We start from the raw sequence: 21,583 nt of genomic DNA, 5'->3' as shown, positions 1-21,583 counted from the left end.
TACAAATTTATTCCATTCCAGTCAAGACTATTCAGTAAATTCATTAATCTATTTAGTCAAAATACGGATATTTCGAGGTTTTGTCAATATATAATATGAGATTTTTATAAATAATTGATGATATTCGTTTATTTCGTGTCAATTTTACTCCTAAAAACATAAAAATAGCATTATTATTACTACAATTACTTTTGCACTCTAGTATGAAGGTTCAAAGAGTTAAAATGTATGGAAGTAGGTCAGGCATTTCATAGGACTAAAACTAGACAGATTGTGATATTATTACAGGTGATTATTTACATAAGGCAACAGTAACAAAGAGTGCTATTGTCTAAGATTTATCCCATTGTCACTGAGGAGGTTTTAGTATGGGGCAATTTTTAATTATAGCAGAAAAACCGGATCAGGCAGCGAAATTGGCTGCTCCCTTTTCATCTACAAAGAAAGCCGGTTATTTCGAAGTAAAACCCAACACATACTTTCCAGATGGTGCACTCATCACATGGGCGATAGGACATCTATGTGAATTAAAAGCCCCTGAAGAATATAATCCATCATGGAAAAAATGGACGTTGGAAGCATTACCAATCATTCCGGACCGATTTGAATATAAAGTGACAAAATTAAAGTATAAACAATTTAATATAATTAAAGCTTTAGTAAATAGAACGGATATTCAGGAAATTATTATTGGCGGGGATGCTGGACGTGAAGGTGAATTAATTATCCGGACTATATTAAAGTTATGCAGAGCCAATAAACCAATGAAACGATTATGGATATCATCTTTAACTGAAAACGCTGTGAAAAATGGTTTTGCAAACTTATTACCAGAAGAAAAAACGAGAAATATTTATTACGAAGCATTAAGTCGATCATGCGCAGACTGGCTAATAGGCATCAATACATCTCGTTTATATACCGTCCTTCTCAAGCAAAAAGGTGTAAAGGATGTTTTTTCAATTGGCCGAGTCCAGACACCTACACTAGCATTAATCGTTAAACGAGAGCACGAAATCGCCAATTTTAAGCCTGAGCCCTTTTGGGAAATAGAAGCGGAGTTTAATTTTGAAGGGAAAATATTAAAAGCTAAATGGCATAAAGAAAACAACTCGAGAGTGCTGGAGGAACGACAAGCTATTGCCATTGCAAATTTCTGTATGAATAAACAGGTTGAAATTACGAGTATTAAAGAAGAAACAAAGGAATTCGCTCCCCCATTGTTATTTAACCTTTCTACATTGCAGGCAACAGCCAATAAGGCTTTTAAAATTTCACCTCAGCATACACTTGATATTTTGCAAAAGCTTTACTTGAAAGGTTTAGTTTCTTATCCTCGATCTGATTCACAATTTTTGACGAACGAGGAAGCAAAAACATTGCCGAACATTCTGGAGAATTTAAGTAAAATTGATCAATACAAAAATCTCCTTCCACCACCTGTAAAATCTATTTTGACGAATAAAAGGTTTGTGAATCCTCAAAAAGTAACGGATCACCATGCCATCATTATTACAGAACAGTTGCCGAATTTATCGAAGCTCAGCCCGGAGGAATTTAAAATATATGATCTCGTTGTGAGACAAGTTATCGCGGCTCACTACAATAATGCTATTTATTCCTATACTACGATTCATTCCCTTGTAGAAAAGCGGGCTGAATTCATTTCAAAGGGGAAAATGCAAATTGAAGAAGGCTGGCGTAAAGTAATTTTCCACGCGAATGCAGACAAAGATGAATTGCTTCCCCTGCTTCGTGAAAATGAGCAAGGTATTGTAACGAAAGCAAAGGAAAGAAAGAGTGAAACACAGCCTCCAAATCGATATTCTGAAGGTAACTTAATTACATTAATGAAAACAGCGGGAAAACATTTGGAAGATACAGAATTAGAAAAGGTCCTATCCAAAACAGAAGGATTAGGTACTGAGGCAACACGCGCCGGAATTATTGGAACGCTCAAAGACCGGCAATATATCGAAATCAAAAGAAACCAAGTCTTTGCTACAACGAAGGGAATGCTATTAATCGAGGCACTAGGAGAAAGTATTTTAACGTCCCCTTCCATGACAGCCAAATGGGAGCAAAGACTGTCTGAAATCGGTGAAGGTACCGCTTCCCCAAACGTTTTTATGGAACAAGTAAAAAAGCTTTCCTACAAACTGATAACAGATGCGAATGAACGCGAAAAGGAATGGGCTTTTAATCAAAGTGAAGTAGAAAAAATTACAGCCAATAATCCTTACAATAAAAAATATAACCGAGAAAAAACAGTTGTCGGAAAATGCATGCTATGCGATGGATCCATTATTGATCATGGAACTTTTTATGGCTGCTCCAATTATAAAACAGCTAACTGTAAATTTTCCGTTTCAAAGAAAATTTTAAGAAAAACAATAACGCAGCCTAACATAAAAAAACTACTTGCTACTGGCGAAACAGCGTTGATCAAAGGCTTTAAAAAAGGCGCGAAAACTTTTGATGCACATCTTATATGGGACAATAACGCACAAAAGGTCACCTTTAAATTCGATAAATAGCAAAGTAATTAAAAATACAGTGGATTTCATTTTTTGAAATCACACTGTTTTTTAATAACTGCCAATCAAATAACCGAAGTAAGCAAATATTATCCCCAGTCCATATGTCAATACAGTATAAAGCAGCAATATCTTTTTATTTTTATTTACGTACATTTCGGTCATTTCAAATTTTAGAGTAGAGAAAGTTGTAAAGGCTCCCATAAATCCTGTTCCAAATAGAAGAACTAACATAACATCGGCTTTTGCTCCAATCAAAATTCCTAAAAGAAATGAACCAAGCAAATTAACAGTAAGTGTACCCATTGGTATTGGATATTTTGTTTTATTGTTTAAATGTTTACTTATTGAAAATCTGGCTATTGCTCCAAAGAACCCCCCAATTCCAACGAGTAATAAGTTTGTAATTACCATCAATTCAGTTCACTCCCTGCTCCTCTGATATCCTAGCCTACTCATTAAGAGTCCCCCACTAATACTTAGAAATACATAAAAGGCAGCCAACAACACATTACCCGTTTGAAACATGGTGATTGTCTCTACACTAACAGCCGAAAAAGTAGTAAAGGAACCTATAAAACCTGTACTAACAGCAGTCCTAATCATTGGCGAAACTGAAAGTCGTTTAAATAAACTTGTTGGGAACCAAGCTAGCAGAAAACATCCGATTAGATTTACGATTAATGTTGTTATTGGAAAAGAGCTATTCGTAAAAAATAAAATGCCAATTACATATCTTAAAACCGCGCCAATTGCTCCCGCAGTGCCAACTAAAAAGTAAATCATGTGAAGTACCAACCTCCTCCTATATAAAATGTCTTGATTAAACACCATTAGTTGGGCGTGACAAAATTTCTATGAAGTCCGTTCTGGCGGCGTTCTCCAAAGCTTTTGTAATGAAATAAATAGAGGAATGAATTTCCGTTATTTTTAAAATATCATAAAAAATAGTTAAAATAAGGGAAGGAATTTCCGCTATTGTCCTGAATTACATGAAATTTCACGGTTTTATTTAAAATAACGGTAAAACGTTCCCTTATTTAACCTAAAAATGAACTACCTCATTCAAATAACGGAAAAATCTTCCCTTATTTTAGATGGACACTGAAAAACTTCACGTATCACGTGGTTTTAACGCTGTCTTACCGTAATTTTTTTGAAAACCAAATTTTTTTTTCTAAAGTGTATAAAAAATAATAACCGACCTATACTATTAAAGATTTCACTTCCAATCCAACTGACTAGGAGGGTTAACCCGATGAGTGCGAATGATCGTCTCTAAAGGTTCTTCAAAAAAACTGATTATAGCTTAAGCACAAATTTTCTTTTGAAAATTAATGTGAAAGCGAGGCAGCGTGTCATGGAGGATGAAAAGTAGTAATCACAAGACCTGGAATTTATATTCCAGGTCTCTTTTTGCATATAGTGATGGCTGAACGATTATTAGGATAACCAATAAAATATTCGATATGATCCGTAATTAGTTCTAATTGTACAATCCTTACGTAAATATTAAATAAAGATTATTTTTGTTCTATTATTACTTGAAGGAGTGTACTACATGAAAACTGCCATTGTGACAGACAGCACAGTCTATTTACCGACTGAAGAACTTAAACAGCACAATATACATGTTGTTCCTATTAATGTTCATTTTAATCATGCTACTTTTGAAGAGGAACTCACACTCAGCGTAGAACAATTTTACGAAATTGTACATACTACTAAGCAATTTCCTAAAACTTCACAACCCTCTATCGGAAAATTTGTTGAACTTTATGAAAGACTTGGAAAAGAATATGATGAAATCTTGGCAATCCATATATCAAGCGGTGTGAGTGGCACATATGAATGTTCGCTGCAGGCAGCCCAATTGGTCGACAATGTAAAAGTCTATGTATTCGATTCGGAGGTTGCTGCCGGTCCATTAGCGTCATATGTTATTGAAGCCACTAAATTAGTTGAAAATGGTGCATCTGCCCCACAAATTATAGAACGGCTGAAGGATTTACAAAAAACGTTGGAGGCTTATTTTATTGTGGATGATTTAATCCATTTACAAAGGAGCGGACGGTTATCTGTCGCATCATCCGTCATCGGCAGCTTATTGCAAATCAAGCCTATTTTGCACATAAAGGATAAAAAAATAGCTGTTTTTGAAAAAGTTCGGACGAAAAGAAAAGCAGTTTTGCGAGTAAGAGACTTACTACAACAGGCAGTTGAAACCTATGGGGAATTGCAGGCTGTCATTATGCACGCCAATTGTGAGCAGCAAGGCCGCACATGGATGGAAAAGCTGCAAACCACGTTTCCGACTGTCCATTTCAAACTCGCCTACTTCGGCCCATCACTCGTAACACATATGGGCGAAGGAACCCTTGCCATTTCATGGATGAAAAAATAAAAAATAAATAAAGCTGAAACAAAGCTCATCTTTAAAATTAAACGAGCCTGGACAAAACGAAAAACATTCATTTTCCCAAGAAAAAATGGATGTTTTTCTGCTTCTACCAGAATTAATTTCCGTTACGGGGACGCTTTCCGGGGGCACGAGGTCAACAGGATGTTGATCACAAAAGCGTTGCCACAGGACGTGGCGTTGTTAGCTTTTGTTCCTTACTTCTCTCCCACGTGCTTGTCCCCTGGGAGTCGCCGCCTTCACTCCGAACAACTAATTTCCCATCTATATCAAGTAAATCTTTGCATAATTCCAGGTAATAAAAAGAGATACCCTTTTTATAAACTTAAGTATCCATAAGACTAAAGTGAATAAATAAATCAACTTTACGATGAAACGTGAAAATGATGAAAGGATCACACGGTTGCCTTATAGCACCCACCTTTAAAGGAATATCTAATATTAGCGAGTTATATATTATCCCAATGTAGAAAATCATAACTTTCAAATGTTATACTACTAATAGAAAAAGGGGGTTTTGTTATATGGAAAAAAGAAAGCGAACAATTTTTTGGATTATACCAATTGGAGTTATTGGTGTCTTCTTTTACTTTTTTGGTCCGCAAAAAGCAGTTACTGATAATGACTATATTACATACATAAAAGCAACTCCAGTCACAGAGAATAGCACTATTAATACTGGAGATGCCTTTACAAATTATTGTGAAAAAAGCCGCTGGGAATATTTCCAGACGAAAATGATGGAACATGTCGTTGAATTTAAAGGTGAATGTGAATATGAAAATACGGTTCAGCCAATCAATTTACAATACGTTGTTGAAAAAGGACAAACAGATTACCGCTTAGGTGCTATGTTAGTCAATGGAGAGCAGCAAACTGAAGAACAACGAACGACTTTTTTAAATTTATTGCAATAATAGGTCAAGTGGATGCGAAATAGCCTCCACTTTTTATTATGCCTCCTATTTTCTCTGATTCACCATCGTCCTAATTTTTGTAAATAGACGCTGTCGCCTCTTTTTCAGTGCCTCATAAGGAAGATCATATTTTTCCGCAATTTCCTTCAAATTTAAGTTTTCAAGAAACAGGGCTTTTAGTAAAAATTGTTCCTCTTCTTTTAAATTATTGAACCATTCCGGCCATTCAAGACAAGGCTGGACAATTGACTGTTCCTCTATATTGGAAAATACCTCATCCTCCACAGCAATCTCATTTTGACTCACATCATTTGATTTAGATAGTTCACGGGCAATTGCAAACTTGACTGTCATATAGGCAAACATAGCAAAATCCCCTTTCGTTTTATCGAAGTTTTTAACCGCTTTCCATAAAGCGATTCGACCTACCTGCATATACTCATCAAAATCACGATAAATTTTCAGCTTAAATATCGCCTTTTTTATTAATTCTTCATGATCAAGAATAATTTGTTCGATTTCCTGCACAATTTCCAATCCTTTAAGCTGTGCACAACCAATATTCCTAGGTAGTACAAACTTAAAAAATTTCGTGCAAATGGGCAAAATGCAGTTTTTAAAGGAAATCACACAAAATAAATATTAAATTGGCCAAAAATGCAGTTTTCTTCTAATAAAACCTTCTAAAATTACAATTTCGGCACATTTTTAAATTTGATAATCTGCGATGGTATTGACAAAAAACTACCTATCATGCATGATGCTATTAGAAAAAGTAAAAGCATATTGAAGACGAGTAAGTGGCACTTGGCTAAAAAAGAGAGCACATTCCAAAGGCTGAAAGAATGGCATAGCAAAACCTACCGAACCTACTTCAACAAGCTCCTAAAAAATAGGCGCCGACTCAGCGTTATGAGATTAAGTGGGATGTATGACTATACATTCAATTTAGGTGGTACCACGGAAACTGCACTTTTCGTCCTAATTTCTAGGATGAAAAGTGTTTTTTATTTGTATGTTATCGGAGGCGCTTTTATGGAAAGAAAACGTATTGTTGTAAAAATTGGAAGCAGCTCATTAACGAACAATAAAGGTGAGCTCGATTATGAAAAATTTCAGGATCATGTAGCGGCACTCGCAACATTAAAACATGCCGGTCATGAAGTGATATTAGTATCTTCCGGGGCAGTCGCTGCCGGATTCAGAAAGCTTGGCTATTCCTCTAGACCTGTCACATTAAAAGGTAAGCAGGCAGCTGCGGCAGTTGGCCAAAGTGTGTTAATTCAAGCTTACTCAGATGAATTCGACACGTATAAGGTAACACCAGCACAAATATTATTAACGCACTCCGACTTTAGTGATAAACAGCGCTATAAAAATGCGTATGAAACTTTAACAGAGCTATTGGAGCGTTCCATTATTCCGATCATTAATGAAAATGATACCGTTTCTGTTGCTGAGTTGACTTTTGGTGATAATGATATGCTATCTGCTTTAGTAAGTGGGTTAATTCATGCAGATCAATTAGTAATTCTGACGGATGTCAACGGTTTGTATACAGCCAATCCCCTAACAAACCCGAATGCTATACGAATAGATCTGATTGAGGAAATTACGGATGAAATGTTAGGATTTGCATCCGGTTCTGGCTCAAAGGTTGGAACAGGTGGTATGCAATCAAAACTGGCGGCAGCAAAATTTGCGACTAATGCCGGTGTAGATGTGTTTATCGGTACAGGATGCGGATCTGAAAAATTAATTGAAATTTTAGAAAATAAAGGTGATGGCACTTATTTTAAATGTAATGAAAAAGCCATTCCTACGAATAAACAATGGGTAAAGCTGACAAAATCTTCAGGTAAGCTTTTCATCGATGAAGGTGCTGTACAGGCATTACAACATGGAGGAAAAAGTTTATTGCCAGCTGGTGTGTATGCATTTGAAGGCCAGTTTGAAAAAGGTGATGTTGTAGAAGTTTTTGACCGCCATACATGCATTGGACGCGGTGAAGTAATGTATTCATCATCTGAATTGGAGCTCGCGATGGGTAAACGTACCGCTGAACTTATGCATGTACCGATCGAGGTCATTCACCGGAACCAATGGGTAAAAATATAGGGAGGCAGGAATATGACACAAATAATGGAAAATGAAGTAGTAGCAAAAGGAAAGCGCGCTAAAATAGCGAGCTATGAGACAAATGTAAAAAGTACTTCCGAAAAAAACAAAGCGTTGGAAAGTATAGCACATCAGTTATTAACAGATATGGACATAATTCTATCCGAAAATAAAAAAGATATTATTTCCGGGAAAGAAAACGGCTTAGATGATTCCACATTGGATCGTATTCTATTAAACGAAACGCGTATTAAAGCGATGAGCGATGCCATCATCCAGCTCATTCAACTGGAAGATCCAGTCGGTGAAGTACTAGAGGAAATTACGAAAGAAAATGGACTTCGCATTATTAAAAAACGTGTCCCACTCGGTGTTATTGGCATGATTTATGAAGCAAGACCGAATGTTACAGTCGATGCTGCTACCCTTTCACTAAAGACAGGTAATTCGGTTCTTTTACGCGGAAGCTCATCAGCGAAATATTCGAATATTGCACTAGTCGCATCCATTCACCGCGCTTTAGAAGCAGCGAGCTACCCTACAGACGCTGTTTTACTCATTGAAGATACGAGCCGCGAAACTGCAAAAGCACTATTTACATTAAACGATTATTTAGACGTACTCATTCCACGAGGCGGTAAAAAATTAATTGACTTAGTCGTGCGCGAATCAACTGTCCCGGTTTTGGAAACAGGTGCTGGCAACTGCCATATTTATTTGGATGTTGCAGCTAATATTGAGATGGCAAAGTCCATAGTAAAAAATGCAAAAACACAGCGACTTTCTGTATGTAATACCGCGGAAAGCCTGCTTATTCATCAAGATTTTTTCAATATTTACGGGAAAGATTTTTTACATTTCCTGCATCATGAGCTCGGCATTAAAGTCTATGGCGACAAGCATGTATGTGAAATATTGGATAGCGCGATTCCTGCTGAGGATGAGCACTATGCCGAGGAGTTTCTTGACCTGACATTAAGTATAAAAGTCGTGGAAGATGTTTTCGAGGCCATCCATCATATAAATCATTACGGAACAAATCATTCAGAAGCCATCATTACCGATAATATACAAAATGCTAACATATTTTTAAATTCTGTTGATGCTGCAGCCGTTTACCACAATGCTTCTACCCGCTTTACGGACGGTTTTGAATTTGGATATGGGGCGGAAATCGGTATTTCAACCCAGAAATTGCATGCACGGGGACCTATGGGGCTACCTGCATTAACTTCTACTAAATATTTCATTCATGGTAACGGTCAAATTCGACAATAATGGCTGTTTACAGAAAGTAGGTTCCCCACTATGAATGTCGGCTCGATGATTAAGCTCACTATTTCTATGGCTATTTTCGGTTCCATTGGATTTTTCACTACTCAGACAGGCTTACCTGCTGTGGAGCTCGTGTTTGTCCGCTGCATTTGCGCAACAATCTTTTTAGGAGGTCTTTGGCTTCTAACTGGTGGACATAAGACAGAAGTTTGGGAAAGAAAAGAAGTATTAAAGACTGTATTATGTGGTATATTTATCGTTCTGAATTGGGTGTTTTTATTTAAGGCATTTGAAGTCATGTCTATATCGATTGCGATTTCCATCTATAATCTGGCACCTATATTTGTGTTAATGTTAGGTTCCGTCTTTTTGGCGGAAAAGATGGGAATAAGGTCGATTTGTGCAACAGTTATTTGTTTTTTAGGAAGCATTCTTATTGTTGGCATTGATAGCTTTACGAGTATCGCCCAATTTATGAATTCAGGGTTTGTATGGGCGCTGCTATCAGCGATATGCTATGCATTAACGATGTTTACGAGTAAAACGATTCAAGGTATGTCTTCCTATGCATTAACCTTCGTCCAAACAATGGTAGGGATCGTCTTACTGTTTCCATTAAGCGACTTTAATGCATTTACTAATTTAACGAATACGAATTGGCTCTATATACTCGGTACAGGATTTATCCATACTGGCTTTGTCTACTATTTGTTTTTTGACAGTATACGAGATTTACCTACTGTAATAGTATCTGTACTCGTTTTTGTAGATCCTGTTGTAGCTATTTTACTCGATGCCATCTTCCTGTCATTCCGACCAAGCCTTTTGCAAGTAGCTGGTATTATACTGATTTTCGGCAGTATTTTATATACTGTTTTTTATCCACCACAACAAGCTGAAACAGTGAAATCAAATAGTTCCTAAAAATAAAACTCTAATTAGTAAGGTGCACATTCCCCATACTAATTAGAGTTTTATTGTTAACTGAATTGAGCCAATTGTTTTGGGACTAATATTTTATCTGCAAACCAAATATTTTGCAGCTTCGATTTATCCCCAATATAAATAACAACAATTTCAATCATTTTCTGTTGTTTATACTGTGTAACAGCTACCCGCCATTCTTCTTCCTGCGGGAAATTTTCAAATAACAGTTCATTGCATAACAAATAAACTTTTCCGCCACTGCTATGTGTTAGCCCAAGTTTTAGTAACGTAAAGGCATAATTGATTACACTTTTAAAATCAACTGGATTCATTTTACTATCGAAACTATTATTAAATCCAACATAATCATTAAAGTCTATCTTCCCATTTAAGGCTATCATTTCTTTGTCGATATTCTCTGCAAAAGGCACATAAACAAAATTATGTTCATTTTTTTTCGAGAATTCTGCCACGGCAAGTGCCAATGCTGTTTGTAAGTTAAAGCTTCTTTTCATTGAGATATCTTTTTGGACGCAAAACACATATGTACTATTGGGATCCAGACCAATTTTCAAAAATTGTTCCGACTGAAATTTCGATTTCCAAAATAACACTTCTGTAAAATGTTTCGCTTCCAGAAAGTTCATCATATTCTCGAGATTATCATTACTTATTGTATCCCATACTTCTTCGCCAAACAATTGTTCAACCGCTTTCGTTTCTTCTAATATTTCTTCAATAATTCGATCATACACTTTGTTAAATTTGTATAAATTTATGTACCAATTACTTTGGACTTTCAGCAGTACTTCCTGCTGAAATACATGCTCCCCGGTTATAGCAATATCCATGTTCGATGAGTATTCCTTTTTTATCGTTCTCAGCTTCAGTGTTTTACCGAGCACTGTAAAATAATCTTTTGCAATTTTTTTTACTATATAGAGAGAAATAAGAAATTTCTTGACTGAAGAATTGGTTGAATTTTCAAATTGCATTTCCTCCAAGTTTCGTGAAGCAAAATACTCCAGTATAAATATTCTCCAATCCTTTAATCTCACATTTTCTTCAACAATATTTTGCTTATACGTTTGGCCAATTTCGAAAAGCGACCATAAATCATGGAAATATAAATAAAAATCTTTGCTTTTTAAAAAAATACGATCTTCAAAGTTAGTGGAATACAATAATTTTAGTAGTGCTTCCTTTCGCTCATTCTCTAAACCGCTTGGATTTTCCAGTAATAATTCCATATAGCATATATCACCTTCCATTTTTTATAATATTAAATATATAACAAATACGTAAAAATTTCCATTTTATCTATAAAAAAACACCGCTCAATTTAACGAATACCTACAAATATACTAATCGGATTAAGTATGAAAGACACGTCAGCGGGCTAAATTACAGTGTGTTCAAAACAAAAAAGCGCCGCAACAGTGCGACGCTCATTTATTGAACACTATGCTTTTCGACTCTCCGTCATTTGTTTCCAGACGGAACCTTTTGCCTCTTCCCCGCCTTCAATACGGGCTAAAGCCATTTTCGCCTGTAACTTTACTTCGAATTCCTTATCCTCACTCGCTGTTTTTAACGCTGCAATTGCCTGCTCTGTGCCGACTTCATATAAATACATTGCAGCACGCCAGCGTACAAGTTTATTTTTGTCACCAAGCGCTGCGATCATTGCCTGTTCAAATTCAGGCAATCCTAAATCACTCATACAATCACCTGCTGTACGGCGAACCGCTGCACTTTTATCATTCAGTGCTTTCGTTAATGCCGGTACAACCGCTATATCTTCAATCATTCCTAAATAAACAGTAGCAAGACGGCGAACAGACATCTGTTCATCTTCCAATGCTTTTTCCAACAGCGGAATATCCTTCACTTCTGGATCCGGGAGTTGATCAAGCAGCTGGAAGCGTTGTTGCCAATCTTCCACTTGTTCATATTGCGCCAATGTTACTTCTTTACGCTCTTGTGCGGCTGTCACGACCTGTTCATTAGCTGACTGAACGATTGACTCAACACGATCTTGCGGATAAAGTGCATCTACTTCTTTTAGCACTTCTTGTGCCACTTGTTCTTTGTCGCCGTAGCGAACGCCGAAATCAACCCATTTTCGTTCGAAAATATAGTTTTCATCAGTTACGCTAAACTGCAAACGTTTAAATGCCGTTGTAAAACGATCGCCTGCACTTTTTCGGACTTCGCCTTCTCCGTCAAATGCTTTAATTTGTAATGGAATCGCTTTATACATTTGTACATGCACGTTCACTTCTCCATAATGCTCATTTAACTCATACTCAGTGCTTTCCGTAGCCTGTCCACCAATTGCACGTCGAATGTCAGCCAATATATTTTCCCACGCATATTTAGCGTTACGTTCTACCGCCAAAAAGTTTGATACATGGTAAATCCCCTTTACACCTTCTACGGCAAAAATAGCCTGTAGTTCAGATGAAGCGTCCGAAATATTATCTTTCGTATAATTAAAGCTTTTGCCAAATGGTAAATCCTGATCAATTACTACTTTCATTGTATTTGGACTTGGCGTCGGTTCAATTGATAAAATTTTCATAGTTAGGCTCCTATCCATTTACGATTTCGTCTAAATAGCTCCATCGCTCAATTAATTGTTCGTATTCTAAATTATATTTTTCCAAATCTGACGTCAATTGCTGAAGTTTTGTAAAATCAGAGCCAGCAGTCGAAATCTCTTCTTCTACCTGCATTATCTTCTCTTCCATTTGTGCAATGGATTCAGCTATTGTTTCCCACTCTTTTTGTTCTTTAAACGATAACTTTTTCTTATCATTTTTTTGCTTTTCTACTTTCGGTTTTTCCTGCTTCAATTCCTTAGCTTCCTGCTGTAGCTCGGATTCTCTTTTCGCTAGATAATCAGTATACACATCCAGACTTTCCGATACACCGCCCTTGCCATCTAAAATCCAAAGTTTTTTGGCAATCCGGTCTAAGAAAAATCGGTCGTGACTAATTGTAATAACGACTCCCGGGAAGTTTTCAATAAAATCTTCCAGTACGCCTAATGTTTCGATATCCAAATCATTTGTTGGCTCATCTAATAGCAATACGTTCGGCTGCTCCATCAATAGGCGCAATAAATGCAGACGTTTTCGCTCCCCACCTGATAATTTGCTTATCGGTGTCCCGTGAGAATTAAGGGGAAACAAGAACCGCTCCAGCATTTGAGAGGCAGAATAGCGTATACCTTCAGAATCTGTGATGTCATTGGAAGCTTCACGGATATAATCAATCATTCGCGCATTTTCATTCATCGGAGGCAATGCTTGCTTAAAGTGAAGAAGCTTTACTGTAGAGCCTACAATAACTTCACCTGTATCAGGTGTAACTTCGCCTGCAAGCATATTCAATAGTGTAGATTTCCCATAGCCATTTGCTCCAATTATTCCTATTCGATCCCCATGCTGCAATAAAAACTGGAAGTCTTTAATAATGACACGATCTCCGTAAGCTTTGGAAATTCCGTCAGATTCCAATACTTTCTTTCCTAAACGAGTTGTCGCCAGTCCTAACTCTAAATCGGTTTGGTCATTTGAACGGTCAATCGATTCGTCCAACGCTTCAAATCGCTGAATACGGGCTTTCTGTTTTGTCGTACGCGCTTTTGCACCACGTCGAATCCATTTAAGTTCGGCACGATAACGATTTTGCATTTTTGCCTGTGATGCTGCATTCATCTCTTCACGAATTGCTCGTGCTTCGAGGAAATCCCCATATGAACCAGTATGGCGATATAATGTTTTATCTGCTAGTTCGTATATATGAGTAGCCGTTTCATCTAGGAAATAACGATCATGGGTAATAAATATAACCGCCCCTTTTAATCGAGACACCATATCCTGCAACCATTCTGTAGAAGCAACATCTAGATGGTTTGTTGGCTCATCCAATAAATAAAGATCTGCTGGTTCAATTAATACTTTAGCTAGTGCAACACGCTTTTGCTGACCACCGGAGAGTTCCGTTACATTTTTATCAAACATATCGATGCCAAGCTTTGTTAACGCCTGCTTTGCTAATGCGTTCACATCCCATGCATTTTCAGTGTCCATTTGTTGCTGAAGACGAAATAGTTCATTTTGCAATTTTTCGGATTGCGGATTTTGTGATAATGCAGTAACCGCATCTTCATACGCACGGTTTAATTGCAAAATGGGAGAATCTCCATCAAAAACCGCCTGTAATACTGTTATATCATTTGAAAACTGAGGATCTTGCTCCAAATAAGCTATGCGGTATTTATTCGGATGGTCAAAGTCCACTGTATCCGCATCCTGCTTTTTAGCCAAGATGGATAATAATGTAGATTTCCCTGTTCCATTAATACCAATTAAGCCTGCACGTTCCCCTTCATAAATAGTGAATTCAATATTTTGAAATAGCGTTTTATCGCCTACTGTTTTTGTTAAATTTGATACGATTAAATGACTCATAAAATCCCGTCTCTTTCTTTTTTTAACTGATCTAAAAATTGTACCATATAGTTGTGACGCTCTTCAGCCATTTCGCACCCTTTTGCTGTTACCATTAAATCTTTTAATAATAATAGTTTTTCATAAAAATGTGTCACACTAGCCGTTGATTGACTACGATACTGTTCTTCAGTCATTTGAAAGCGCACTTCTTCTGAATCATCATACAACTTGCGCCCTTTTGCACCACCATAAGCAAAAGTACGTGCAATTCCCACGGCACCTATAGCATCCAAGCGATCTGCATCCCGTACAATTTTAGACTCTATCGTTGTCGCTGGTAACTCATTGCCCCCGTTAAAAGATACTTCCGCAATAACTGTTTGAATATGTTTTCTCTCATCTGCAGTTAATTCCAGTTCATTTAATATCCGTTCTTCATTTGATTTGTCTGTCGTATATTTTGAATCACTTACATCATGCAGCAGTACAGATAAGCAAACTATTTTTTCATTTGCTGAAGGTTCGGTTTTTAAAATTGCCAAAGCGTTATTATAGACGCGCTCAATATGCTGGAAATCATGACTTGCATCCATTGATTCATATATCCCTTTAACGAGCTTTTCACAATGCTGTATCTGTTCTCTCATAATATCATTCACCATTTTCAATTAGATTCTTTTACCTTTTCATTTTAACATGTTACACAATCGGTACAGAAGTTATTAGCATGTCATTCTATAGTTCCACGTTAAAACTCTTTTTCGCAAATATAGGACTACATGAAACTTTTTGTCAAAAATGTGAACATTTCTATTGAATTATACAAAAATTAAACATATAATAGCATTACAGAAACACAAAACAGAAGAAAAGGATGTGTTATTTATGGAAAGAATAATGCAAGCGGTTACACCAAATATGAATGATAATCAACGAAAAGGCCTAATCGTCATTTCTCCAATACTAATCGGGTCAGTAGCCTATGGTGCAAGCGCAACTTTTATGATTGTGACTAACCTGTTCCAAATTATGTTTTAAAGGACTAAAGCCATTGAATACTAATAATTTTCAAAACAAAAGAAACGCATTCGCATAATATATACGAATACGTTTCTTTTTTAGGATTTTTAATTAGAAAAGACCTACAGCACTGCCATCTTCCGCAACATCCATCCTTAATGCTGCCGGCTGTTTAGGTAAGCCCGGCATTGTCATAATATCTCCTGTTAGACATACTAAGAAGCCTGCACCAAGCTTTGGTATTATTTCGCGGATTGTCACGATGAAATCCGTTGGGCGCCCTAGTAAGCCTGGCTGATCAGATAATGAATACTGTGTTTTTGCCATACAGATCGGCAAGTTATCCCAACCGTTTTTCTCAATAGTAGCCAATTGTTTTTTCGCCACTTCTGTTAATTGTACTCCTGCTCCACCATATACTTGCTGTACAATTTTCACTAACTTTTGTTCCACTGTTTCCTGTAGCTCATATAAAGGCTTATAAGTGCTTGGCTGATTGATTACTTCCAGCACCTGTTGAGCAAGTTCAATTCCACCTTTTCCGCCTTCTTCCCACACATTCGTACGAGCGATTCGAACTTCATTGGCTTCTGCCCATTGTAAAACAGCTTGCAGTTCTTTTTCGGTATCTGTAATGAAGCGGTTTAATGCAATGACTGGCTCAAGCCCGAAATTACGTATATTCGAAACATGCTGCGCTAAATTGGCAATACCATCCTGTAAAGCCGCTACATTCTCTTCTACTAAATTCGCCTTTGCCACACCACCATGCATTTTTAGGGCACGAATTGTCGCGACAATTACAACAGCACTTGGCTCAAAGCCTGCTTCGCGTGCTTTAATATTTAAAAATTTCTCTGCGCCAAGGTCTGATCCAAACCCAGCTTCCGTTACAACAATGTCCGCAAGTTTACGAGCTGTCTGTGTCGCGATAATCGAGTTACATCCATGGGCGATATTTGCGAAGGGACCTCCGTGTATTAAAGCAGGAGTACCTTCAATTGTTTGAACTAAGTTTGGATTCATTGCTTCCTTTAAAATTAAAGTTAAGGCACCTTCTACTTTTAAATCTCCTACTGTCACAGGCTCACGGTCATATGTATAACCAATGACGATACGTGCCAGGCGCTGTTTTAAATCTTTAATACTTGTCGCTAAACAGAAAATCGCCATAATTTCCGATGCTACCGTAATATCAAAACCATCTTCACGAGGTACCCCTTGTAGTGGTCCGCCTAAACCGACTGTAACATGACGTAATGCGCGATCATTTAAATCAACAACACGTTTCCAAATAATGCGGCGAGGATCAATATGAAGTTCATTCCCTTGGTGGATATGATTATCAATTAATGCCGATAACGCATTGTTCGCAGTAGTTATCGCATGGAAATCACCGTTAAAATGAAGGTTAATTTGTTCCATCGGTAAAACTTGTGCATACCCGCCACCTGTCGCGCCACCTTTGACACCCATTACCGGTCCTAGTGACGGTTCGCGTAAAGCAACCATTACACGCTGATTCAATTGTTGAAGGGCATCTGCTAAGCCTACTGTTACTGTAGACTTTCCTTCGCCGGCTGGTGTAGGACTAATCGCTGTAACAAGCACCACTTTTGCATTGGCCGTTCCACTAATTTTACTCGTATCAATCTTTGCTTTGAAGCGACCATATTGTTCCACTGCATCTAAAGGTATTTTTGCATTTTCAGCTATTTCTACGATTGGTTTCATCGTTGCCTCATTTGCTATTTCGATGTCTGATTTCGGTTTTTTCGTAGTTGTTGACATATCTCGCCCTGCTTTCATTTATATAGTCTTTCTTATTATAGTCTGTTTTATCAGAATCGATAAATAAATTTAAACGCATAAATCGACAAATTATTGACATTCCTTGTTGGTTTAGTATATAGTTTATTCGTAATATTCTGTACTCTTAATGTTTCATCAATTGAATTTGACAGTATCGGAGGAGAAAGCGGATGCACCAAGGCACTGTAAAATGGTTTGATAATGAAAAAGGTTACGGATTTATAGAGAGTAATAATGGTGAAGATGTTTTTGTACACTTTACTGGCATAAGAGAAGAAGGATTTCGTTCACTTGATGAAGGACAAGTCGTTGAATTTGATGTAATTGATGGCATTCGTGGTCTTCAGGCATCGAATGTTATTAAAAAATAGAAAAGGCTGTAAACGAATTGCTAATATATCGTTTACAGCTTCTTTTTATTTTGTAGCTTTCAAAATTTCGTATCGTGCACCGTCAATTGTAATCGTTTTATCCTCCAACGCACCGGAAAATACAGCCTTTTTTATGCCATAGCCATTTTCTATCATATAATTCCAAGCTATACCTTCACCAATCGGCTTTACAAAAATGAGCTTTACGTCTCCTAACACAACAATTCTGTATTCGGCATTTTGTTCTAAATCTTCCTTCTTTACAATTTCCGCATCGCAAAGTTTAGCAATTTGCTCTACATCATCAAAGTTCGGAACGACGAAATGGATGGCATCGAGCTTTAAATTCCCTAACGGATGCTGTGCTAATATACCACGCTCTGTTAGTTCCTTACGGCGAATCGAATCCTCCTCATCCCATTGAATGAAAAATGGCAGCTCAATTTTGGCATTTGGGTGGCCAATATACAACAATTGCCAGCCTACTATCGAACCGTCATCGCGCTTTCTTGTAAAATGTTCAGGACCAGAAACTTCCAAGCCTGCTCGTTTAAACTTTTTCGCATCTTCTTCAATCGTTTGTGTACGAATCGCGAATCGTGTCAAGCCGTCTTTACGTCGATTTTGTTCATAGCTGGCATGTAATGTATATTTCTGTTTTGCCGCTTCTTTGTATTTCTCTTCATTTTCTATACCGATTAATTCAATGTAGGATAAATCAAAATAACTCAACGTATTATATGTACCCCATGCTTCATGGCTTCCACCAGAAACAACATGGAATCCTTCCTGCTGAAGTTTTTGCAACGTTTTTTCTGGTTGTTCCACAAAATGAACTAGGTGATCGAATTGATACATATTTAAACCTCTTTTCAATTTCAAATAGCTAGAATATTCTAATTATAACATTGTCCTTGAAATTGAAATAGATAAAATCATCTATGAGAATAAATCGATTAGAGCTGTAGCGGCTGCTTGTTTACCATCTACCTTTACGACTTTACCTGAACGGTGAATAATATAATGCGGCTCCATCGCACCGTATAGTGATTTCGAGCTATTCGCGACCATATAATCCGCTTTTGCCGTTTCCATTCGTAATGTTGCTCGATCCATTAAAAACTGCTCGTCATCGGTTGCTTCCAGTTTAAACCCTACTAGCGTTGTATCCGGTGACCAATTTTTTATTTGAGCCAGTATTTTTGGCGCCTTTTTGAAATGGATGATTGGCGGTTCATCAGACGGCATCTTCCCTTTTTCCGTTAGCTCGTTTCCACTTTGGTCAAACACTTTATCTATTAGCCAATCAGATCCGGCTACCGCCATAATGACATAATCAATTTTTTCTGATTGCAATAAATGTTTCAGCTTTTCCCCTAAATCTTCAATGCCTTCAAATTTAATAAGCTGCATTTCATCTTTATGCTCTGGCAGCTGTGTAAAGACACCATGCATGTACGTAATGTCCGCACCTTTTTCATATGCGGCTTCTGCTAAATAGCTGCCCATTGTCCCTTTAGATAAGTTCGTATGACCACGCACATTATCCCACTTTTCAAATGTGCCACCACTTGTTATTAAAACCTTTTTTCCTGTTAACATAGTTGTTCCCCTTTTGATTCTACATTTACTAGCCAATTTTTTAGAATTTCCACGAATTTTTTTGAGGCCGGTGAAAGCTTTTGCTTTGTTGATAACCCGATTGTCCGGAAACTTTCCTGAGCGAGCGGCAATGCTTTAACATTATCCGGTAACATGGATATCGCCATTTCCGGTAAAATGCTGATGCCCACATTATGCTCCACCATTGATACAATCGCCTTCTCATCATACAGTTCAAAGCGTATATTCGGTTGCACACCGTATTTCTCAAATGTGGTCATTACATCATTTGTTCCTTTATAATAAGGCATAATTATTGGTGTATCCCCTATCTCCAATAAATCTATCTCTGTTCTATCATATAGTGGACTATGTGACGACACAATACATAATAACGGATCCCGTTTTAAAGGCATAAAGTCAAATTGTTTGGAGCTTGTACGATTCAAAAATCCACAGTCTACTTCTCCTTTTAACAACCATTGTTCAATTTCATAGTAATCCCCTTCACGGAGCTCGATACGAATCCCCGGATACTCGGAATCCATAATATGAATAATATTAGGCATCCAGTGGGTAGAAATTGTAGAAATCAGCCCTATACGCACCGTACCTTTACTTACCCCTAAAATATTGGAGGCTGCTTGCTGTAAATGTTCTTGTGCTGATAGAACTTTCCGCATTTCATACAGCATTTGCATGCCATCCTCCGTTAATGTTACTCCGGTCCGATTCCGATGTATTAAATTAAATCCAAATTCCTTTTCCAGACTGGATATAGCATGGCTTACAGCAGATTGCGTTAACCCTAAACTTGTAGCCGCTTTAGTAAAACTGTGCACTTCTGCTACTTTATTTAAAATTTCATATTTAACTAGACTCATTATATTTCACTCCACAAACACGATTTCATCATGAATTTTTTTCATAATTACCATTATAAACATTCGTTTTACTAATAACAATATCCTGTTTTATACTGTTTTATAACAGTGATATATTTATACTTTGGAAATGTGGTGACATCAGTGAGTTTACAAGGAAAAGCAAATATTTTGATGGTAATAGTTACAATGTTCTGGGGCATCTCCTACACCTTTATGGTAATGGGATTGGAAGTTTTGGAAGCTTATAATGTTGTAGCATTACGTTGTTTAATTGCATTTATAATCGCAGGGTTAATCTTTTTACCGAAAATGTTACGTGTGAATATAAAAACGATTCTGTACGCATCCATCCAAGGATTTTTATTATTTTCAGTTTTCGCTTTATCATTATATGGATTAAAAACAACATCCGCTGGAAATGCGGGCTTTATATTGAGCCTAACTGTCGTATTAGTACCGATTATTACTAGCTTAATGGAAAGACGCCTTCCATCACGTGCAGTTAGTTTTGCTGTTGTAGCAACAATGATCGGAATTACAATACTGACATTTAATCCGTCTCTCACTTTTCAGATTGGGGATATTTTAGTTGCGATTGCGGCCTTATGTTATTCCATTTACATAATCTTGAATAGTAGATTTACAAAAAATGTGGAGTCAATCTCATATGGAGTCTATCAATTAGGTGTTGCAGGTTTGTTTGGAGCATTCTTTACGATGATGTTTGAATCTCCTAAACTCCCTTCTACTTCATCAGGATGGATCGCTATTTTAGGATTAGGTATTATATGTACAGCATTTTGCTTTATTGCACAAGCTGTTGTACAACAATATACTTCTCCGACTCATACTGGACTGATTTTTTCACTGGAGCCGATTTTCGCTGCAATTTTTGCATTGATTTTCCTTGGTGAAGGGTTAACTTCCCAGCTTGTTATAGGCGGTGCCTTTATCTTAATCGGAAATACTGTTGCCCAACTTGAACAATTTATATTTATGAAAAAGTTATCTACAGCACCACACTCTGAAACAATGATATAATATGAGGAGACATAGCAAGAATGCTTGCTTTTGTCTCTTTTTTTTATAATCTATCTATTATTGTTCTATTTTTGCATATAATTTAATATAATCTAAAATGCAACAATCTTTCTGATAGTTCAAAAAAGATAATCAGTTTCAATAATAACAATCTGACGTTATTATTAATAGTAGCAATACTGCGGTATTAGTAT

Annotated in this window: 20 protein-coding genes; 9 read left to right on the top strand and 11 right to left on the bottom strand. The window is 37.0% G+C overall.

The features are described 5' to 3' along the window. Positions 1 to 368: 368 nt before the first annotated feature. Entirely contained in the window at positions 369 to 2,537 is a 2,169-nt protein-coding gene (locus NYE67_RS07355; protein ID WP_340729597.1) for a DNA topoisomerase III, read from the top strand. Between the two features lie 51 nt (positions 2,538 to 2,588). On the opposite strand, the gene crcB is transcribed toward NYE67_RS07355, so the two are convergent. Together crcB and NYE67_RS07345 are read right to left on the bottom strand one after the other, a co-directional pair. Next, a complete protein-coding gene (gene crcB / locus NYE67_RS07350) occupies positions 2,589 to 2,951 on the bottom strand; it encodes a fluoride efflux transporter CrcB (protein ID WP_340730888.1) in 363 nt (120 codons plus the stop codon). A gap of 9 nt (positions 2,952 to 2,960) precedes the next feature. Further along, entirely contained in the window at positions 2,961 to 3,323 is a 363-nt protein-coding gene (locus NYE67_RS07345) for a fluoride efflux transporter FluC (protein ID WP_340729596.1), read from the bottom strand. A 775-nt stretch (positions 3,324 to 4,098) separates the two neighbouring features. Between NYE67_RS07345 and NYE67_RS07340 the strand changes: the two genes are divergently transcribed. Both NYE67_RS07340 and NYE67_RS07335 read left to right on the top strand, forming a co-directional pair. Next, positions 4,099 to 4,941, top strand: coding sequence for a DegV family protein (locus tag NYE67_RS07340; protein WP_340729595.1), 843 nt, complete (start codon positions 4,099 to 4,101; stop codon positions 4,939 to 4,941). A 539-nt stretch (positions 4,942 to 5,480) separates the two neighbouring features. After that, positions 5,481 to 5,873 (top strand): glucosamine 6-phosphate synthetase, encoded by a 393-nt coding sequence (locus NYE67_RS07335; RefSeq protein ID WP_191699341.1) that lies wholly within the window; start codon positions 5,481 to 5,483, stop codon positions 5,871 to 5,873. A 45-nt stretch (positions 5,874 to 5,918) separates the two neighbouring features. On the opposite strand, the gene NYE67_RS07330 is transcribed toward NYE67_RS07335, so the two are convergent. After that, entirely contained in the window at positions 5,919 to 6,401 is a 483-nt protein-coding gene (locus NYE67_RS07330; RefSeq protein ID WP_191699342.1) for a sigma-70 family RNA polymerase sigma factor, read from the bottom strand. A 507-nt stretch (positions 6,402 to 6,908) separates the two neighbouring features. Here NYE67_RS07330 and proB point away from each other — a divergent pair. From proB to NYE67_RS07315, 3 genes are read left to right on the top strand one after another with little or no spacing between them, the layout of a single operon-like run. Continuing rightward, positions 6,909 to 7,991 (top strand): glutamate 5-kinase, encoded by a 1,083-nt coding sequence (proB, locus tag NYE67_RS07325; protein ID WP_340727574.1) that lies wholly within the window; start codon positions 6,909 to 6,911, stop codon positions 7,989 to 7,991. Between the two features lie 24 nt (positions 7,992 to 8,015). Further along, positions 8,016 to 9,269 (top strand): glutamate-5-semialdehyde dehydrogenase, encoded by a 1,254-nt coding sequence (locus tag NYE67_RS07320; RefSeq protein WP_445683024.1) that lies wholly within the window; start codon positions 8,016 to 8,018, stop codon positions 9,267 to 9,269. Positions 9,270 to 9,299: 30 nt separating this feature from the next. Next, positions 9,300 to 10,190 (top strand): DMT family transporter, encoded by an 891-nt coding sequence (locus NYE67_RS07315; protein WP_340727572.1) that lies wholly within the window; start codon positions 9,300 to 9,302, stop codon positions 10,188 to 10,190. A 56-nt stretch (positions 10,191 to 10,246) separates the two neighbouring features. On the opposite strand, the gene NYE67_RS07310 is transcribed toward NYE67_RS07315, so the two are convergent. The 4 genes from NYE67_RS07310 to NYE67_RS07295 all read right to left on the bottom strand — a co-directional run bounded on the left by NYE67_RS07310 (position 10,247) and on the right by NYE67_RS07295 (position 15,303). Next, a complete protein-coding gene (locus tag NYE67_RS07310; RefSeq protein ID WP_340727571.1) occupies positions 10,247 to 11,443 on the bottom strand; it encodes an aldehyde dehydrogenase in 1,197 nt (398 codons plus the stop codon). Between the two features lie 212 nt (positions 11,444 to 11,655). After that, positions 11,656 to 12,777 carry a conserved virulence factor C family protein gene (locus NYE67_RS07305; RefSeq protein ID WP_340729594.1) on the bottom strand — a complete coding sequence of 374 codons (1,122 nt, stop codon included), beginning with the start codon at positions 12,775 to 12,777 and terminating at the stop codon, positions 11,656 to 11,658. A gap of 10 nt (positions 12,778 to 12,787) precedes the next feature. Further along, positions 12,788 to 14,674 (bottom strand): ABC-F family ATP-binding cassette domain-containing protein, encoded by a 1,887-nt coding sequence (locus tag NYE67_RS07300; RefSeq protein WP_340729593.1) that lies wholly within the window; start codon positions 14,672 to 14,674, stop codon positions 12,788 to 12,790. After that, a complete protein-coding gene (locus NYE67_RS07295) occupies positions 14,671 to 15,303 on the bottom strand; it encodes an HD domain-containing protein (protein ID WP_340727568.1) in 633 nt (210 codons plus the stop codon). Before NYE67_RS07295 ends, NYE67_RS07300 begins: the two co-directional genes overlap by 4 nt. A gap of 238 nt (positions 15,304 to 15,541) precedes the next feature. On the opposite strand from NYE67_RS07295, the gene NYE67_RS07290 reads away from it, so the two are divergent. Continuing rightward, positions 15,542 to 15,694: a hypothetical protein gene (locus tag NYE67_RS07290; RefSeq protein WP_191699349.1), complete on the top strand. Its 153-nt coding sequence runs from the start codon at positions 15,542 to 15,544 to the stop codon at positions 15,692 to 15,694. Between the two features lie 93 nt (positions 15,695 to 15,787). Here NYE67_RS07290 and NYE67_RS07285 read toward each other — a convergent pair whose 3' ends face one another. After that, positions 15,788 to 17,467, bottom strand: a complete 1,680-nt coding sequence (locus NYE67_RS07285) for a formate--tetrahydrofolate ligase (RefSeq protein ID WP_340729592.1) — start codon at positions 17,465 to 17,467, stop codon at positions 15,788 to 15,790. A 191-nt stretch (positions 17,468 to 17,658) separates the two neighbouring features. Between NYE67_RS07285 and NYE67_RS07280 the strand changes: the two genes are divergently transcribed. Further along, the gene (locus tag NYE67_RS07280) at positions 17,659 to 17,859 is read left to right on the top strand and encodes a cold-shock protein (protein ID WP_191699351.1); all 201 of its coding nucleotides are present in this window, start codon (positions 17,659 to 17,661) and stop codon (positions 17,857 to 17,859) included. Between the two features lie 45 nt (positions 17,860 to 17,904). Here the strand turns inward: NYE67_RS07280 and NYE67_RS07275 are convergent, their stop codons facing one another. The 3 genes from NYE67_RS07275 to NYE67_RS07265 all read right to left on the bottom strand — a co-directional run bounded on the left by NYE67_RS07275 (position 17,905) and on the right by NYE67_RS07265 (position 20,345). Continuing rightward, positions 17,905 to 18,717 (bottom strand): VOC family protein, encoded by an 813-nt coding sequence (locus NYE67_RS07275; RefSeq protein WP_340729591.1) that lies wholly within the window; start codon positions 18,715 to 18,717, stop codon positions 17,905 to 17,907. Between the two features lie 81 nt (positions 18,718 to 18,798). Then, on the bottom strand, positions 18,799 to 19,461 hold the full coding sequence (locus tag NYE67_RS07270) for a phosphopantothenoylcysteine decarboxylase domain-containing protein (protein ID WP_340729590.1): 663 nt from the start codon (positions 19,459 to 19,461) through the stop codon (positions 18,799 to 18,801). After that, entirely contained in the window at positions 19,455 to 20,345 is an 891-nt protein-coding gene (locus tag NYE67_RS07265) for a LysR family transcriptional regulator (protein WP_191699354.1), read from the bottom strand. Before NYE67_RS07265 ends, NYE67_RS07270 begins: the two co-directional genes overlap by 7 nt. A gap of 144 nt (positions 20,346 to 20,489) precedes the next feature. On the opposite strand from NYE67_RS07265, the gene NYE67_RS07260 reads away from it, so the two are divergent. Next, positions 20,490 to 21,389 (top strand): DMT family transporter, encoded by a 900-nt coding sequence (locus NYE67_RS07260; protein WP_340729589.1) that lies wholly within the window; start codon positions 20,490 to 20,492, stop codon positions 21,387 to 21,389. Positions 21,390 to 21,583: the final 194 nt, after the last annotated feature.

This window comes from Solibacillus sp. FSL W8-0474 (genome assembly GCF_038004065.1).
Lineage (GTDB): Bacteria > Bacillota > Bacilli > Bacillales_A > Planococcaceae > Solibacillus > Solibacillus faecavium.
The sequence above is the reverse complement of the archived record's forward strand: the minus strand, read 5'-3'. Positions and strand labels throughout refer to the sequence as shown.